At 71.9% G+C, this 14,770-nt stretch carries 19 protein-coding genes; 2 read left to right on the forward strand and 17 right to left on the reverse strand.

Going from position 1 to position 14,770, the window contains the following annotated elements:
* Positions 1 to 43: 43 nt before the first annotated feature.
* Entirely contained in the window at positions 44 to 547 is a 504-nt protein-coding gene (locus QA861_RS16900; RefSeq protein WP_334589146.1) for a SigE family RNA polymerase sigma factor, read from the reverse strand.
* A 275-nt stretch (positions 548 to 822) separates the two neighbouring features.
* Between QA861_RS16900 and QA861_RS16905 the strand changes: the two genes are divergently transcribed.
* Positions 823 to 1,650, forward strand: a complete 828-nt coding sequence (locus tag QA861_RS16905; RefSeq protein WP_334589147.1) for a class I SAM-dependent methyltransferase — start codon at positions 823 to 825, stop codon at positions 1,648 to 1,650.
* Here the strand turns inward: QA861_RS16905 and QA861_RS16910 are convergent.
* The 6 genes from QA861_RS16910 to tsaB all read right to left on the reverse strand — a co-directional run bounded on the left by QA861_RS16910 (position 1,595) and on the right by tsaB (position 5,036).
* The gene (locus tag QA861_RS16910; RefSeq protein WP_334589148.1) at positions 1,595 to 1,834 is read right to left on the reverse strand and encodes a hypothetical protein; all 240 of its coding nucleotides are present in this window, start codon (positions 1,832 to 1,834) and stop codon (positions 1,595 to 1,597) included. The genes QA861_RS16905 and QA861_RS16910 overlap by 56 nt on opposite strands.
* Positions 1,831 to 2,136 (reverse strand): hypothetical protein, encoded by a 306-nt coding sequence (locus QA861_RS16915; protein ID WP_334589149.1) that lies wholly within the window; start codon positions 2,134 to 2,136, stop codon positions 1,831 to 1,833. Before QA861_RS16915 ends, QA861_RS16910 begins: the two co-directional genes overlap by 4 nt.
* A gap of 327 nt (positions 2,137 to 2,463) precedes the next feature.
* Positions 2,464 to 2,718 (reverse strand): hypothetical protein, encoded by a 255-nt coding sequence (locus QA861_RS16920; RefSeq protein WP_334589150.1) that lies wholly within the window; start codon positions 2,716 to 2,718, stop codon positions 2,464 to 2,466.
* Positions 2,715 to 3,803, reverse strand: coding sequence for a tRNA (adenosine(37)-N6)-threonylcarbamoyltransferase complex transferase subunit TsaD (gene tsaD / locus QA861_RS16925; protein ID WP_334589151.1), 1,089 nt, complete (start codon positions 3,801 to 3,803; stop codon positions 2,715 to 2,717). The genes QA861_RS16920 and tsaD overlap by 4 nt, the downstream gene beginning before the upstream one ends.
* Positions 3,796 to 4,359: a GNAT family N-acetyltransferase gene (locus QA861_RS16930; protein ID WP_334590597.1), complete on the reverse strand. Its 564-nt coding sequence runs from the start codon at positions 4,357 to 4,359 to the stop codon at positions 3,796 to 3,798. The genes tsaD and QA861_RS16930 overlap by 8 nt, the downstream gene beginning before the upstream one ends.
* 20 nt (positions 4,360 to 4,379) lie before the next feature.
* Entirely contained in the window at positions 4,380 to 5,036 is a 657-nt protein-coding gene (gene tsaB, locus QA861_RS16935) for a tRNA (adenosine(37)-N6)-threonylcarbamoyltransferase complex dimerization subunit type 1 TsaB (protein WP_334589152.1), read from the reverse strand.
* A gap of 110 nt (positions 5,037 to 5,146) precedes the next feature.
* Here tsaB and QA861_RS16940 point away from each other — a divergent pair, with 110 nt between their 5' ends.
* A complete protein-coding gene (locus tag QA861_RS16940) occupies positions 5,147 to 5,704 on the forward strand; it encodes a hypothetical protein (RefSeq protein WP_334589153.1) in 558 nt (185 codons plus the stop codon).
* Positions 5,705 to 5,725: 21 nt separating this feature from the next.
* Here the strand turns inward: QA861_RS16940 and QA861_RS16945 are convergent, their stop codons facing one another.
* From QA861_RS16945 to QA861_RS16990, 10 genes are all read right to left on the reverse strand, one after another.
* Positions 5,726 to 5,905, reverse strand: coding sequence for a hypothetical protein (locus QA861_RS16945; RefSeq protein ID WP_334589154.1), 180 nt, complete (start codon positions 5,903 to 5,905; stop codon positions 5,726 to 5,728).
* 119 nt (positions 5,906 to 6,024) lie between these two features.
* Entirely contained in the window at positions 6,025 to 6,588 is a 564-nt protein-coding gene (gene tsaE, locus QA861_RS16950; protein WP_334589155.1) for a tRNA (adenosine(37)-N6)-threonylcarbamoyltransferase complex ATPase subunit type 1 TsaE, read from the reverse strand.
* The gene (locus tag QA861_RS16955) at positions 6,551 to 7,813 is read right to left on the reverse strand and encodes an alpha/beta fold hydrolase (RefSeq protein ID WP_334589156.1); all 1,263 of its coding nucleotides are present in this window, start codon (positions 7,811 to 7,813) and stop codon (positions 6,551 to 6,553) included. The genes tsaE and QA861_RS16955 overlap by 38 nt, the downstream gene beginning before the upstream one ends.
* Positions 7,814 to 7,985: 172 nt before the next feature.
* Entirely contained in the window at positions 7,986 to 9,155 is a 1,170-nt protein-coding gene (alr, locus tag QA861_RS16960) for an alanine racemase (protein WP_334589158.1), read from the reverse strand.
* Positions 9,156 to 9,198: 43 nt separating this feature from the next.
* Complete coding sequence (locus tag QA861_RS16965; protein WP_334589159.1) at positions 9,199 to 10,089, reverse strand: L,D-transpeptidase family protein; 891 nt, start codon at positions 10,087 to 10,089, stop codon at positions 9,199 to 9,201.
* A gap of 508 nt (positions 10,090 to 10,597) precedes the next feature.
* On the reverse strand, positions 10,598 to 12,076 hold the full coding sequence (locus tag QA861_RS16970) for an NAD(P)H-hydrate dehydratase (RefSeq protein ID WP_334589160.1): 1,479 nt from the start codon (positions 12,074 to 12,076) through the stop codon (positions 10,598 to 10,600).
* 75 nt (positions 12,077 to 12,151) lie between these two features.
* Positions 12,152 to 12,523, reverse strand: coding sequence for a holo-ACP synthase (locus QA861_RS16975; protein ID WP_334589161.1), 372 nt, complete (start codon positions 12,521 to 12,523; stop codon positions 12,152 to 12,154).
* A gap of 10 nt (positions 12,524 to 12,533) precedes the next feature.
* A complete protein-coding gene (locus QA861_RS16980; protein ID WP_334589162.1) occupies positions 12,534 to 13,142 on the reverse strand; it encodes a hypothetical protein in 609 nt (202 codons plus the stop codon).
* Positions 13,139 to 13,666, reverse strand: a complete 528-nt coding sequence (locus QA861_RS16985) for a hypothetical protein (protein WP_334589163.1) — start codon at positions 13,664 to 13,666, stop codon at positions 13,139 to 13,141. Before QA861_RS16985 ends, QA861_RS16980 begins: the two co-directional genes overlap by 4 nt.
* A 121-nt stretch (positions 13,667 to 13,787) precedes the next feature.
* Positions 13,788 to 14,705 (reverse strand): hypothetical protein, encoded by a 918-nt coding sequence (locus tag QA861_RS16990; protein ID WP_334589164.1) that lies wholly within the window; start codon positions 14,703 to 14,705, stop codon positions 13,788 to 13,790.
* Between the last annotated feature and the right edge of the window lie 65 nt (positions 14,706 to 14,770).

Genomic DNA, 14,770 nt, shown 5'->3' on the forward strand with positions numbered 1-14,770 from the left:
GGATACGGGGTCCCGGGTCACGGGGTCACGGGGTCACGGGGATTCAGTACTCGGCGGTGTACACATGGGCTTCCCCCAGCACCGCGCGCAGCCGGGTCAGCGAACGGGAGCACTGGCTCTTGACGGTGGACTCGCTGCACCGCAGCTGTGCGGCCACCTCCGACACGCTCAGGTCCTCCCAGTAGCGCAGGACGACCATCGCCCTTGCCCTGGGCGGGAGTTGGCCGAGCGCGGCCATGAGGGTGACGCGCAGATCGGGTCTGGGTGCGGCTGGTGCGGGGTCGGGGCGGGCGTGGGCGAGCAGGTCGCGCAGCCGGCGGCGCCGCTCGTGCAGGAACAGTCGGGTCAAGACGGTACGGGCGTAGGCGTCGAGGTGCTCGGCGCGGCTCGCCCGGTGCCAGTGCTGGAAGAGCCGGGCCAGCGTGGACTGCACCAGGTCACGGGCGTGCTCGCGGTCACCGCAGAGCAGATACGCCGTCCGGTACAGCCGCTGGCCACCTGCCCGCGCATACTCCTCGAAGTCCCGCTGCCGGACCGTCGCCGACATCCACCCTCCCCTTTCCCGTCCCGCGTATGGCTGTGGAGCTCACATGCCGCAAAGGCACACGTGCCTCATACGCATCACGCCCCTCACACGCCTCACAGGTCTCGGTCTCACCTGTTCTTGAGCGTGCTCGGGGCGGAAAGGTTGAAGGGGTTCGGGGAAATTTCTCGCGGTGCGGTCAGGCCGTCTCCGGGGCGACCTCACCGGAGCGGTCGCCCTCGTCGAGTCGTTGCGCCGGCATGGAGCACTCCGATCAACCGAGTGGAAAGGACGCGGACATGGGCAGCGCGAACGGAGAGTCCCGTCAACTCCGGCCGACAGCGAGGTCGTTCGGCGCCGACGCCGACCGTTACGACCGGGCCCGCCCCCGCTACCCCGACGCCCTGGTGCACCGGATCGCCGCCGCGGCACCGGGCCCGGACCTCCTGGACGTCGGGGTCGGCACCGGCATCGTCGCCCGGCAGTTCCGGGCGGCTGGGTGCCGGGTGCTCGGGGTGGAGGTGGACGCGCGGATGGCCGAGTTGGCCCGGCGGAGCGGGGTCGAGGTGGAGGTGGCGGCGTTCGAGGAGTGGGACCCCGCCGGGCGCGCCTTCGACGCGGTGGTCTCCGCGCAGGCCTGGCACTGGGTGGACGCGGTCGCCGGCGCCGCGAAGGCGGCTCGGACCCTCCGTCCCGGAGGCCGACTCGCCCTGTTCTGGAACGTGTTCCAGCCCTCGTCCGCAGTCACCGACGCCTTCGCCGAGGTCCATGACCGGGTCCTCCCGGACACCCCGAACCTCTGGACGAGGCCCGCCCTCGACACGTACGCGCCCCTGTTCGCCGAGGCGACCGACGGGATACGGCAGGCGGGCGGCGCGTTCGGCGAGCCTGAGGAGTGGCGGCACGAGTGGGAGCACACGTACACCCGCGACGAGTGGCTGGACCTGCTCCCCACCCACGGCCGCACCGCCCAACTCCCGCCCGCCCGGCTGACGGAGCTCCTGACCGTGACCGGCACCGCGCTCGACGCGCTGGGCGGCGACTTCACGGTGAACTACACGACGGTGGCGATCACGGCGCCCCGGACGCCCGACGCCGCATCGCCCCCAGCGTCTGCCCGGCCATGAGGAGACAGGCCACGAGGGCCGGCGGCCAGATCCACACCGGGGCACCGCCGTTGTTGGCGGGGGTGAGCGCGGCGAGGGCCGATCCGGTGCCCCAGAAGAGCAGGCGGAACACCAGCAGCGCCCGGGAGTTGGCGGGAGACGCGTAGACGATGCGGCCCCGGACGGAACTCGGGTCAACAGTCATGGCTGCGACGGCCTCCGCGTCACCGGGGGCGATCGCCTCGCCCGGTACCAGGACGGTTCACTCACGTCACTCGTGGCCGTTTCCTCCGCCGCCGCCTCCGGCATGTCCTTCGCCGCGCGCCTTCCCACGTACCGCTGGGCGATCGTCGCACAGATCAGGGCGAGGGGCAGGGAGGCCAGTCTCCAGCCGTCGGGCAGCAGCCAGGCCGAGAGCGCGCCGAAGAAGGTCAGGGTGGCGACCAGGGCGACTCGGTCGCGACGCCCGGAGCTACCCGGTTCCCCACGGAACAGCCGACCGCTCACCGGCTCGCCCGCCGTGGCCCCACGTACAGCAGGGCCCCGACGAGTAGGCAGCCGAAGGCCGGTCCGAGAAGCACGTCGTCCCACCCGTGACGGTGTCCGTGAGGGATGCGCGCCGCGGTACCGAGCGCGAGCCCGACGCCGAACAGAATGTCCGACCACGCGCCCGTCCTGCCCCGGCGCTCCGGCGGCTCCGCCGGAGTTCCGCGCCGGAAAAGCTGGACAGCCCCTTGGCCGACGAGTGCCACGGCGATGGCGAACCCCACCAGGGTGTTCACCCTCGCGCGGGCGGAACAAGCGTTGCCCAATCCTCGAAGGGAGAGGGGTACATCACTCGCTCACCACCTCAAACCGCCACCGGTGCACCGCCCTCGCCACCAACCCCGCGTCCGGCTCGGCGAGTTCGGGGAGTTCGGCCTCGTATTCCGCGTCCCACCATGTGATGACGAGGACGCGGTCCTGCGGTGCTCGGAGTGTCTCGCGGCGCAGGGGTTCCGTCGGCAGTGCCTGCGCCCGTGCCCAGGCGAGGAGTGCGTCCCCGCGCCCCTCGACGGCCCGCGCCTCCCACATCAACGCGACGGTCACGGGTACAGGTTCCCCTTGCTCACCGCGTGGGAACGGCCGGGCACGTGCGGGTCCGTCACCGGTAGCGACGAGTCCGCCGACAGGTCCCAGTCGGAGGGAGCCCGGTTGCGGGCGACCATCTCGGCGCCCAGCGCGGCCACCATCGCGCCGTTGTCCGTGCACAACTTGGGCCGGGGCACCCTCAGGCGGATACCGGCCGCCTCGCAGCGTTCCTGGGCGAGCGCCCGCAGCCGGGAGTTGGCGGCCACTCCTCCGCCGATCATCAGGTGGTCGACGCCCTCGTCCTTGCAGGCCCGCACCGCCTTCCGGGTCAGTACGTCCACCACCGCCTCCTGGAAGGAGGCCGACACGTCACGCACCGGTACCTCCTCCCCCGCCGCCCGCTTCGCCTCGATCCAGCGGGCCACGGACGTCTTGAGCCCGGAGAAGGAGAAGTCGTACGCCGGATCGCGCGGCCCCGTCAGTCCGCGCGGGAACGCGATGGCCTTCGGGTCGCCCTCGCGCGCGTACCGGTCGATGACCGGACCGCCGGGGAAGCCGAGGTTCAGCACCCGGGCGATCTTGTCGAAGGCCTCGCCGGCCGCGTCGTCGATGGTCGCGCCCAGCGGCCGTACGTCCGAGGTGATGTCGGCGGAGAGAAGGAGCGAGGAGTGGCCGCCGCTGACCAGCAGGGCCATCGTCGGCTCGGGCAGCGGCCCGTGTTCCAGCTGGTCGACGCAGATGTGGGAGGCGAGATGGTTCACGCCGTACAGCGGCTTGCCCAGCGCGTAGGCGTACGCCTTCGCCGCCGAGACCCCGACCAGCAGCGCGCCCGCGAGCCCGGGACCGGCGGTGACGGCGATGCCGTCGAGGTCCTTCGCGCTCACCCCGGCTTCCTTCAGCGCCCGCTCGATGGTGGGCACCATGGCTTCGAGGTGCGCACGGGACGCCACCTCGGGCACGACACCCCCGAACCGGGCGTGCTCGTCGACGCTGGACGCGATGGCGTCCGCGAGGAGCGTGGTCCCGCGCACGACACCGACACCGGTCTCGTCACAGGAGGTCTCGATGCCGAGGACGAGCGGAACGTCCTTGGAGTCAGCCATTGCTCTGGGTTCCTTGTACGTCGGTTGCCTGTACGCCTGTCTGCTGCTCGTCGGCCTCGCGCGCCGGCACCGATGCCGAGGGGTCACGCAGGCGCATCACCAGGGCGTCGACGTTCCCCGGCTGGTAGTAGCCGCGCCGGAAGCCGATCGGCTCGAAGCCGAACCTCTCGTACAGCTTCTGCGCGCGCACGTTGTCCACCCGGCACTCCAGCATCACCTCGGCGCACTCGAACGCGGTGGCCGCCCGCAGCAGTTCGGTCAGCAGCAGGGCGCCGAGACCCGTGCCCCAGTGCTCGCGGGCGACGGCGATCGTCTGGACGTCGGCCCCCGTGGCGGAGCCGCTGTCGGATTCGGTACCGGCGGTGGCGAGACCGCCGTACCCGATGATCCGCCTGCCGCCCTCCGGGTCCACCTCCTCGGCGACGAAGTACCGCCGGGTCGCGTCCGGTCCCCGCGCGTGGGCCAGGTCCGACCAGAACATGCCCCGCGACCAGGCGTCCTCGGGGAAGAGGTCCTTCTCCAGCTCCAGCACGGGCTCGATGTCCCACCAGCGCATCTCGCGCAGCACGGCAGTCGTCACTTGGGGGTGACCACCTTGTAGTTCTTGGGGACCTGGGCGTCGGGGCGGCGCAGGTAGAGGGGCCGGGGTTCGGGCAGTTCGACGCCCGCCGCCAGCCGTTCGGCGGCCAGCGAGGCGAGGGCCGCCGCGGACACGTGCTCGGGCGCGTGCGCGCTCGGGAAGGTGTCCGGGTAGAGCAGGGCGCCCGCGCCGACAGCCGGCAGGCCCGCGACCTGGTCGGCGATGTCCGCCGGCCGGTCGACGGACGGCTCCGTGACCCTCGTACGGGAGTCGCTGTAGCGCGCCCAGTAGACCTCCTTGCGGCGGGCGTCGGTCGCCACGACGAAGGGGCCCTCCGGGACGTCGGCGGCGTACGCGAGGCCGTCCAGCGTGCAGACGCCGTGGACGGGGACGCCGAGCGCCAGTCCGAAGGTGTCGGCGGTCATCAGGCCGACGCGCAGCCCGGTGTAAGGGCCGGGGCCGATGCCGACGACGATGCCGGTGACGGCGTCGAGGCCCGTGCCCGCCTCGGCGAGGATCCGGTCGACGGCGGGCAGCAGCAGTTCCCCGTGCCGGCGCGCGTCGACCTGGCTCGACGCGGCGACGACGGCCGTCCCGTCGTGCAGGGCGACCGTGACGGCCGGGGTGGCGGTATCCAGAGCGAGCAAGAGCACGCGAACAGCCTACGGCGCCCGCGCCCCGCGTACGGCCGCTCCGGTCGGCGGTACGGCTGCTGCTACCGTCACCGCAAAACGGGACGTAACTGACGAAGAGGTGGGCACTGGTGACCAGGAGCAGCTCGGGATTCGTGGCCGGGCTCACCGCGGCGGCTCTCGCCGGGGTCGGCTTCCTCGCCTACCAGGCCTCGGCGAACGTCCCCCTGCGTCCGGGCGCCGAGCGCCTGTCCTCCTCGACGCCGGTGACCACGTCGAAGGTCCCCCGGGACACCCGGCACCCGGGGGCGCTGCCGGCCGGCTCCGGCGCGGGCAGGCGGGTCGTGTACTCCCTGGAGGACGACCGGGTGTGGCTGGTGGGCACGGCCGGCAGGGCGCGCCGCTCGTTCACGGTCACGCCGGGCACGGTCGATCCGGCGCCGGGCAGCTATCTGGTCACGTCCCGCTCGAACTCGATCACGGGGACCGACGGCATCCCGATCGAGCACGTCGTGCGGTTCACGGGCGTGGACGGCGTGGCCATCGGCTTCAGCGCGGCGGTGGACGACGGCGCGGTTCCGCAGGCCGACCCCGAGACGCGCACGGGCGGCATCCGGGAGACGCGGACCGACGGGGACGCGATGTGGGAGTTCGCGACGGTCGGCGAGAAGGTCGTCGTGATCCGCTGAACGCGCGACGACAGCCAGACTCTAGGCGGCTTCGGGCCGCCGGCGGACGGACACCTCGGGCGGACGCGGCGGTGTCGAGACCGCGCGGGCGGCGGCGCAGGACGCCAGCAGATCACGCATGGACACCCCGGGGACCGCGTACGGCTTCGGCTCGGGCGCGTTCATGCTCATGCTCGCGCTCGCGCTCTCGGTAGCCGACATGGGCGCCTCCTGAGGTCCGGGGGCGGACGTAGTTAGGTAAACCTAACCACGAGCTGGGTACCATGTGACCACGGGCGAGACACCCGACGCAACATCTTGCCGACGGATTGTCGGAACATTCACGCGAACGTTCCCACTGCGCTCAGGTCAACCGGCGCCCACCGCTCCCCCACCCCCGTGAGGGTGACGTGCCGCACCTCGTCCGTGGTGTCTCCGACGGCCCGGTGGATGAGGAGATGGAGCCGGTCGTCGGTCAGCTCCTCGACCTTGCCCTCACCCCACTCCACGACGATGACGGACTCGGGCAGCGAGACGTCGAGGTCGAGATCCTCCATGTCGTCGAGACCGCCGGCCAGCCGGTACGCGTCCACGTGGACGAGCGGCGGCCCGTCGCCGAGGGAGGGGTGGACGCGGGCGATCACGAAGGTGGGCGAGGTGACCGCACCCCGGACCCCGAGCCCCTCGCCGAGCCCGCGCGTCAGCGTCGTCTTGCCCGCGCCCAGCTCACCGGTGAGCATGACGAGGTCGCCGGCCCGGAGCAGCCCGGCGAGCCTCCGGCCCAACTCCCGCATCTCGTCGGGTGAGTTGACGATGAGCTCGGACGACAGGGAGGACGTGGGGCGCGAGGGGGCCTCGGTGGGGAACTCAGCCGGGCCGTCGTGCGCTGCTGCTGGTGCTTCCATAACCGGAAACCGTAGCCCCTGCCGGCACGGCACCCGCGCGGGTGAGCAGGTCGGCGAGCCGGTCGGTGACCACCTCGGGGTGTTCCAGCATCACCAGGTGCCCGGCGTCCGGCACGAGGACCAGCTCGGCGTCCGGCAGCAGGTCGGCGATGGCCTCGCTGTGCTCGCTCGGCGTGACGAGATCCCCGACCCCGGCCAGCACGAGGACGGGCAGGTCCCTGAAGTGGACGAGGGCCTCGGTCTTGTCGTGCTCGGTGAAGGCCGGGTAGAACTCGGCGACGACATCGATGGGCGTGCCCTCGATCATCCGCTCGGCGAACCGGGCGACGGCGGGATCGACGTCCCGCGACGCGAACGAGTACCGCTTGATGATGCCGGTGAAGAGATCGGCGGTGGCCCGCCGCCCCCGCTCCACCCACTCGGCCTGTTGCCCCAGCGCCTTCAGTACGCCGGGCAGCACGCGCCGAACGGCGTTCACGCCCGCGACGGGCAGCCCGAAGTTGACCTCGCCGAGCCGCCCCGACGACGTACCCACGAAGGCGATCCCGACGACCCGCTCCCTTACGACGTCCGGGTACTCGTCGGCGAAGGCCATGACGGTCATCCCGCCCATGGAGTGCCCGACGAGCACGATCGGCCCTTCGGGGACGGCGGCGTCGAGGACGGCTTTCAGGTCCTGCCCGAGCTGGTCGATGGAGACGGGCGTCTTGTCGTTGAGCTGGGCGGCCCCGCGCCCGGACCGCCCATGGCTGCGCTGGTCCCAGTAGACGCTGCGCACGACACCGCGCAGGGCGGTCCGCTGGAAGTGCCAGGAGTCCTGGTTGAGGCAGTAGCCGTGGCTGAAGACGACCGTGACGGGCGCCGGGGCCTTGCGCCCGAAGAGCCGCCGACGGCGCGGGGTGAGCGCGGGCGCGGCCTCCGGGTCGACGTCGTCGACCTCGTAGTACAGCTCGGTGCCGTCGTCGGCGTACGCCTTGCCCGGGGTGCCGCGCAGCGCGCCGTAGGGGCCCGCCGAGTCGAGCACGAGCCGCGCCCGCTCGCGCATACCGCGCCCCACGGTGAGCCGCTCGACGGCGACGCCCGCGGCGGCACCGGCGGCGACCACCCCTATGGCGACGCCCGCGATGCCGGTCGCCCGGCGCCAGCCCCCGGCCGTCGCCTCCGCGGCGGAGGCCACGGCCGCCGTGGCGACGCTCGCGACGACCTCCGCACTGCTCTCGCTCACGTACCGCTCCTCGCTGGAGATACCACTGAAGTTGGTGTGTGTTGGTCTCTGTCGGTGTGTTGGTCTGAGTTGCCGGCCCCGCTGACGGGGGAAGAGGAAGGCGGAGTTGTCGGGTTACTCGTGCCGCCGGGCCGAAGAGCCTTTCGGGCGACTACCCCCGACCGCCCTCTTGTTACTCATTCACGTAGACGCGCGGCACCCGGGTTCCGATGCGGGTGACGATTTCGTACGCGATCGTCCCGGCCGCCTGTGCCCAGTCCTCGGCGGTGGGCTCACCCCGGTCGCCGGGCCCGAAGAGCAGGACCTCCGCACCCGCCTCGGGCTCGTCGCCCCCCAGGTCGACGACGAACTGGTCCATGGCGACCCGCCCTGCCACGGTCCGCCACTTGCCGCCGATCAGGACGGGACCGGTGCCGGAGGCGTGGCGCGGGATGCCGTCCGCGTAGCCGACGGGGACGAGGCCCAGGGTGGTGGCGCCGGGGGTGACGTAGTGGTGCCCGTAACTGACGCCGTGGCCGCCCGGTACGTGCTTGACCAGCGCGAGCGAGGCGGCCAGCGTCATCACCGGGCGAAGACCGAGGTCGGCGGAGGTCCCGATCTCCGGGCTCGGCGAGATGCCGTAGACGGCCACGCCCGTCCGTACGAGGTCGAAGTGCGTGTCCGGACGGCTGAGCACGGCGGGCGAGTTGGCGAGATGCCGCACCTCGGGCCGCAGTCCGTGCCGTTCGGCGTACGCGACCATGTCGTGGAAGCGGGTGAGCTGGGCGTCGATGGAGGGGTGTTCGGGTTCGTCGGCGCAGGCGAGGTGGGACCAGAGCCCGGTGACGCGGATCAGCCCGTCCCGCTCGGCGCGCAGCGCGGCGGCGACGAGGGCGCACCAGTCGTCCCCCGGCTGACAGCCGCCGCGGCCGAGCCCGGTGTCGGCCTTCAGCTGGACACGGGCGGGCCGCCGGGCGGCGGCAGCGGCCTCGGCGACCTCCCGCAGGGCCCACATCCCGCCCACCGACACGTCGATGTCGGCCTCGACGGCCTCCTGCCACGGCCCGCCCGGCGTCCAGAGCCAGCACATGACCCGGACATGGCGGGGAATCCCGGAGTCCGGCCGGCGCAGGGCGAGGGCCTCCTCCGGGGTGGCGGTGCCGAGCCACTCGGCGCCCGCGTCGACGGCCGCCCGAGCACATCGGAGCGCCCCGTGGCCGTACGCGTCGGACTTGACGACGGCCATCAGGGCCGCCCCGCGCGCGCGGGCACGCAGGGTCCGTACGTTGGCCCGCAGGGCGGCCAGGTCGATCTCGGCGCGGGCGCGCAGGGCGGCGGCCGGTGGGGCTGCTGTCTCACTCATGGCGCCCCCAGTGTCTCAGAGGGACCGCGGAGCACACCCGCGGCTACCCCGCGGCCCGTCGTCCCCACACGTACACGTGATCACCCGTCTTCAGAACGCCCCAGAGGGTACGGGCGTCGGCGAGCCGCATATTGACGCAGCCCATGGAGCCGACGGTGGTGTAGATGCTGCCGTAGACGGCGTGGAAGGCCTGGCCCCCGCTGAAGAACTGGGCGTAGGGCATGGGGGTGTCGTAGAGGGTGGAGTGGTGGTTCTTGTGCTTCCAGTACACCTTGTGCCACCCGCCACGCGTCGGATAGGCGGTACGTCCGGTCCGCACGGGCACGGGCCCGTAGACGACCTTCTTCCCCTTCTGCACCCAGGTCAGCTGCCGCCCGAGATCGACACAGGCGACGCGGTAGGTCCGTACAGGGCATTTACCCGCCGCGTTCGGATTCTTCTTCGCGGACAGCAGCTGCATACGGGACCAGGTGACGGGCCCGGCGAATCCGCTGGCCGGCTTGATCTTGTACGTGCGCTGGAACGCGCGGATGGCCCGGCAGTCGGCGGCGGACTGCTTGCCGTCCACCCTCAGCTTCAGCCAGAACTCGACCTGCCGCTGGTAGGGCCCGGCCAGTTTGGAACAGGCCACTCTGCTCGCGGCCTCACGCAACGGTACGTACTCGATGAGGTCGTACGTCCCCCGCGCGGCCTCGGCCGGCTCGACGGCGTCCTCTTTACGGCTCGGCGTGTACACCTGCGGCGCGAGCAGTTGGTCCGGGGTGTCGAAGGTCCAGGGCTGGGAGGGAGCGGGGGGTACGCCGGGGACGAGGACGCCCTCCGGGCCGGGGGCGGGCGGTGGCACGGGATCCGCGACGGCGGGGCCGACGGGCAGCACGGCACTCGCGACGAGCAGCGCGGTGAGCCCTCGCAGGACGAACGGTCGACTGATCATGCGATCAGGAGAACGTGGGGTCGACGCCGCCGGGGTCAGCCGCGCGGCGGGGTCACCCGACCGCGCGTCACCCGGCGGTGCGCCACCCGACCGCGCGTCACTCCGCGCACTCCTCTGACCGGCCATGCGTCATCGGCCGTGCGGTCACCGGCCATGCGTCACCGGCCATGCGTCATTCGGCCGTGCGCCATTCGAGCGTGCGCCTCAGAGGCCCGGCGCACCCCGCCGACCCCGACCGTCCCCCGCAGCCCGAACATCCCGCCAGGCCATCCGCACCCCCTCCGCGACATCCTGCGCCCCCACCGGCGCCCCCTCGGCCCCCAGCCTCCCGGCCATGCGTCATACGAGCGTGCGCCTCAGAGGCCCGGCGCACCCCGCCGACCCCGACCGTCCCCCGCAGCCCGAACATCCCGCCAGGCCATCCGCACCCCCTCCGCGACATCCTGCGCCCCCACCGGCGCCCCCTCGGCCCCCAGCCTCCCGGCCATGCGTCATACGAGCGTGCGCCTCAGAGGCCCGGCGCACCCCGCCGACCCCGACCGTCCCCCGCAGCCCGAACATCCCGCCAGGCCATCCGCACCCCCTCCGCGACATCCTGCGCCCCCACCGGCGCCCCCTCGGCCGCCAGCCTCCCGGCCAGACCGTGCAGATACGCCCCCACGCTCCCCGCGTCCAACGCCGACAGCCCCGCCGCCAGCAGCGACCCGCCCAGCCCCGACAGCACGTCACCGCTGCCGGCGGTGGCAAGCCACCCGGTGCCGGTCGCGTTCACCCGCACAGCGCCCCCCTCCGAATCGGCGATCAGCGTGGTGGAGCCCTTGAGCAGAACAGTCGCCCCATACCGTGCGGCAAGCTCACGCACGGCCGACAACCGGCCCCCCTCCACCTCCCCACGCCCCACTCCGAGCAGCGCGGCGGCCTCCCCGGCGTGCGGGGTCATCAGCGTCGGCGCGGTACGCCCCCGCACCGCGTCCCGGTCCGCCAGCCGCAGCCCGTCCGCGTCGATCAGCACGGCTACGTCCGCCTCCAGCACCTCGGCGACCGTCGCGGCGTCGTCCCCGGCCCCGGGCCCCACGACCCACGCCTGGACGCGCCCGGCCTTGTGCGGCCCCTGGTCGGACACGAGCACCTCGGGAAAGCGGGCGATCACCGCGTCGGCGGCGGGCCCCACGTACCGCACGGCTCCGGCGCCGCCCCGCAGGGCTCCCGCCACGGCGAGCACGGCGGCCCCCGGATACCGTGCCGAGCCCGCCGCGATACCGACGACGCCCCGCCGGTACTTGTCGCTCTCGACACCGGGCACCGGCAACAGCCGCGCGACGTCCGCGTGTTGCAACGCCTCCAGCTCGGCCCGCCCGGGAAGGACCTCCCCGAGCCCGATGTCGACGAGCCGCACGGTCCCGGCGTACTCACGCGCGGGATCGATGAGCAGACCCGGCTTGTGGGTCCCGAAGGTCACGGTCAGATCGGCCCGGATCGCCGCCCCGGGCACCTCACCGCTGTCGGCGTCGACCCCGCTGGGCAGATCGACGGCGACGACGGCGACCCCCGACTCCCGGACCACCTCGGCCAACGGCACGGCGTCGCCCCGCAGCCCACCCCGCCCGCCGATCCCGACGATGCCGTCGACGACGAGGTGGGCGCGACGGATCGCCCCTTCTACGTCACCGGACCCGGAAACCACCGTCCCGCCCGCTGCCCGCAGCGCCGCGAGCCCCCCGGCGTGGGTGCGCTCCGGGGCGAGCAGCACCGCCGTGACGCCCGCTCCGCGCCGGGCGAGCCTGGCCCCGGCGTACAGGGCGTCGCCCCCGTTGTCGCCGCTGCCGACGAGCAGGACGACCCGGCTGCCGTACACCCGCCCCATCAACTGGCCGCAGGCGACGGCCAGTCCGGCCGCCGCACGCTGCATGAGCGCACCCTCCGGCAACCGCGCCATCAGCTCCCGCTCGGCCGCCCGTACCGTCTCCACGCTGTACGCAGTTCGCATACTCCGAGTCTCCCGCACACCCGGCCGACCGGCCCGCCGAGCAGCCGTACACGGGCCCTACCCCCGTCAGGTGCCCTACGCCTCGGCGATCACCACAGCCGAAGCCACCCCGGCGTCATGACTGAGCGACACATGCCATGACCGCACCCCGAGTTCCGCCGCGCGCGCGGCCACGGTCCCCGTCACACGCAGCCAGGGCCGCCCGCTGTCCTCGACGCAGACCTCCGCGTCCGTCCAGAGCAGCCCGGCCGGAGCACCCAGCGCCTTGGCGACCGCCTCCTTCGCGGCGAACCGGGCAGCGAGCGAGGCAGCGCCGCGCCGCTCACCGCTCGGCAGCAGCAACTCACTGTCCAGGAACAGCCGTTGAGCCAGCCCGGGCGTCCGCTCCAACGAGGCCCGGAACCGCTCGATCTCGGCGACGTCGATCCCCACTCCGATGATGCTCATGCCGAGAACCCTAAGGTGAGCGCCTCGGGACGACGAGTTCAAGCGGTGGTGAGGGCAGCCCGAAGTGCTCGGCGATGATCCGTACGGTGTGCGTGCCGTCGGCGTTGAACCCGGGCTCGGCGTCGTACCTCGGGGTGTCCCGGCCGACGATCCCGGCGTCCAGCAGTTCACGGACGAGCAGGTCGGCCATGCCTCCGGAGCGTCGTGACTCGCGGCGCCCACCGAGGTTGAACACGATCCTCTCGAACCCGCCACGGCTGTAGACGAACTGGAACGGGTGCTCCTCGCAGTGCGGGACCATGTAGTTCTGCCCGTGCGGGCACGCGCACGCGGGTGTGGAGGCGAGGAACACGGTCTCCACGCGCTCCGGATCGCCGGCCCGCTGCGCGTGGTGGTAACGCCCCATGACGGCCGTGATGCTTCGTGCGAGATCCCAACCACTCTGCCCGGCCTCGCACGCGTTCGGGGCGGTGTAGGCGTCGTGCACCACCCACACCCAACCGTCCGCCTCCCCTACGAGGCCGGGAGGACGTCCCGCTTCCTCGAAGATGTCGACGACGGTGGGCATGGCCATGCCCTTGCAGAAGGTGACGAACGTGTTCGGGGCGAGCCAGCTCACTCGCCCACCGCCCCTGCGGACGCTGCTGCCAGGGATGCCACGGACAGGGAGGGCAGTTCGAAGAAGTCGGCGATCGTTCGCACGAGGCGCTCGTGATCGTCATGACCCTCGTACAGCGCGTCGGGGCCGATGAGATTCGCGGCGAGCAGCTCCTCCGACAGGTAGTCGGGGTTGTCGCCAACCCGCTGCCCGATGCTCTCGAAACTGAAGCCGAGGACGAACCGGCCGTCCCGGTAGTACTCGAACTCGGGCGGGAACGCCTTCGCGCTGCACGGCTCGACGACGAACACGACGATCTCCACGCCACGCGGACAGAGATCGCTGTAGCGGACCGAGTCGTAGTCGTCGATCTCCCAGTTGTGCATGTCGTGCACCGCCCACACCCACCCGTCCCCCTCGCCGTACGCGAGGGGTTCGCGATGCAGAGCGTCCAACGCCTGGCTGAGCACACGCAGGGGCATACGCCGCGCGAAGACGACGTTCACATCGCGGCCCGGAAAGGGACCATGTATCCAGTCGGTCATGTGGAGCACCCTAGACACGGGCACTGACATCGCCGGGCGGCCCGTGGAATCAGCGCATACGGCGGTCGAGCAACTCCGACGGTTCGTCCTGAGCGCTGTCCGTCTGGGAAGCGTCCATCGGTCAGTCCTGTTCGGGAGTGCTCGGTACCGCGTCCGGGTCCTCGGCGAACAGGTCCTCCGCGCGCATGACCGTACGTGAACGCTCCAGCCAGGTGTCGACCCGGTCGAGATCAGTGCAGGTAGTGATGCGTTCGCGCACATCAGCTGGTACTGGAATGCCACGCACCTCCAAGACCAGCAGGATCCCCTTCGCCTCGCCCTTGGCCTCGCCTTCGAGATAGGCCGTCTCACGAACCGTCCCTCGGCCCGGGAAGTAGCTGACGAACGACATGATGTCCCTCCATTTCATTCCGGCTGGTGTCTTACCCAGGGTGACTTCCAGGAAGTCGAAGAAGTACTCGGCGGTATCGGGATCGGTTTGCCGCAGTTCCTGCAGAGCGGTGCCGATTGCCTCCAGTATGGCGTCGCCGTCGCGGCTGCGGGCATGTGCCAGGGCGGAAAGTACGGCCAGTGGGAGGTTCTTGGCCACGGTCCTGACATCCGTGATCACCGGCAGGTTGTCAGGCCCGGCAACCAACGGATACACGCGCAGAGCCGTCCAGCCGCGCGTGCCGCACTCGAAGGGGCCGACGGCCCACTTGGCGGTGGCCGTGTCCTGGCAGACCACGAGCAGCAGTACAGGCAGTTCGTACTTCGCCTGGAGGTAGCTGACGTAATACGCCCAGCTCCGCGCCTTGCCCGCGACCTTGCCCGACTGCGACTCGATGGCGAGCAGAAAGTCCTCACCGTCGGACGGACCGATGCGCAGCACGGTGTCCACGCGTCGCTCCAGCGGACGGGATTCCGTCACGTCCGTGGTGACGGCGTCCACGGTCGCCTTCGCGGAAAACGGGACCCCCAATACCCCGAACACGGGAGCCAGGATCTCGGGCCGCTCCTGAAAGATGCGGTGCAAGCCCTCGTGAGCTGATGTGACCATGTGCGCAACCTTGCTTCAGCGGAGGGAGGGGTTTCTAGGCATTCGCGATTCGTTCGCTCTTTCGA

It is taken from the genome of Streptomyces sp. B21-083, from assembly GCF_036898825.1.
Lineage (GTDB): Bacteria > Actinomycetota > Actinomycetes > Streptomycetales > Streptomycetaceae > Streptomyces.

Excerpts from the sequence above, each read along its gene's own strand:
- QA861_RS16900 (WP_334589146.1), bottom strand. The coding sequence starts at position 547 with ATGTCGGCGACGGTCCGGCAGCGGGACTTCGAGGAGTATGCGCGGGCA.
- QA861_RS16905 (WP_334589147.1), top strand. The coding sequence starts at position 823 with ATGGGCAGCGCGAACGGAGAGTCCCGTCAACTCCGGCCGACAGCGAGG.
- QA861_RS16910 (WP_334589148.1), bottom strand. The coding sequence starts at position 1,834 with ATGACTGTTGACCCGAGTTCCGTCCGGGGCCGCATCGTCTACGCGTCT.
- tsaD (WP_334589151.1), bottom strand. The coding sequence starts at position 3,803 with ATGGCTGACTCCAAGGACGTTCCGCTCGTCCTCGGCATCGAGACCTCC.
- QA861_RS16930 (WP_334590597.1), bottom strand. The coding sequence starts at position 4,359 with ATGCGCTGGTGGGACATCGAGCCCGTGCTGGAGCTGGAGAAGGACCTC.
- QA861_RS16945 (WP_334589154.1), bottom strand. The coding sequence starts at position 5,905 with ATGTCGGCTACCGAGAGCGCGAGCGCGAGCATGAGCATGAACGCGCCC.
- tsaE (WP_334589155.1), bottom strand. The coding sequence starts at position 6,588 with ATGGAAGCACCAGCAGCAGCGCACGACGGCCCGGCTGAGTTCCCCACC.
- alr (WP_334589158.1), bottom strand. The coding sequence starts at position 9,155 with ATGAGTGAGACAGCAGCCCCACCGGCCGCCGCCCTGCGCGCCCGCGCC.
- QA861_RS16965 (WP_334589159.1), bottom strand. The coding sequence starts at position 10,089 with ATGATCAGTCGACCGTTCGTCCTGCGAGGGCTCACCGCGCTGCTCGTC.
- QA861_RS16970 (WP_334589160.1), bottom strand. The coding sequence starts at position 12,076 with ATGCGAACTGCGTACAGCGTGGAGACGGTACGGGCGGCCGAGCGGGAG.
- QA861_RS16975 (WP_334589161.1), bottom strand. The coding sequence starts at position 12,523 with ATGAGCATCATCGGAGTGGGGATCGACGTCGCCGAGATCGAGCGGTTC.
- QA861_RS16985 (WP_334589163.1), bottom strand. The coding sequence starts at position 13,666 with ATGACCGACTGGATACATGGTCCCTTTCCGGGCCGCGATGTGAACGTC.
- QA861_RS16990 (WP_334589164.1), bottom strand. The coding sequence starts at position 14,705 with ATGGTCACATCAGCTCACGAGGGCTTGCACCGCATCTTTCAGGAGCGG.